Source organism: Bradyrhizobium sp. GCM10028915 (genome assembly GCF_042666195.1).
GTDB lineage: Bacteria > Pseudomonadota > Alphaproteobacteria > Rhizobiales > Xanthobacteraceae > Bradyrhizobium > Bradyrhizobium canariense_D.
Window position 1 is genome coordinate 376868 of the sequence record NZ_JBHTFN010000070.1, and the last position, 377, is coordinate 377244.

Annotated in this window: 1 pseudogene; it reads left to right on the top strand. The window is 61.5% G+C overall.

The features are described from left to right. Positions 1 to 377: pseudogene (locus ACFQX9_RS35310) on the top strand (ISL3 family transposase); the annotation flags it as partial.

Sequence of the window (377 nt, forward strand, 5' to 3'; positions counted from 1 at the left end):
TATAGTCGCAATCTGGTTCGCCAAATTAGCCGCGGCGGCGGTACGGATATGTTCCGCACCCGTCAAAGCACCCTGGACGGGCATCTGCCGTTCCTGGACGCGCAGTGGTCAGTCGGCTGTCGCAACGGTGCCGAGCTCTGGCGCCGCTTGAAGGGACAAGGCTTCAAGGGATCGCTGCGCGTCGTGGCGGAATGGGCGACGCGACGGCGACGTGCCGAGACTATCAGCCATCAACAATTGCAGAAGGTCCCCGCCGCCAGGACGATAGCGCAACTGATGACGACGAAGCGCGACCACCTAACCAAAGCCGAGACCGTCACGCTTGCGGTCATCGAACAAAACGTTCCTATGCTGGCCGATGCCCAAGCTCTCGTTGG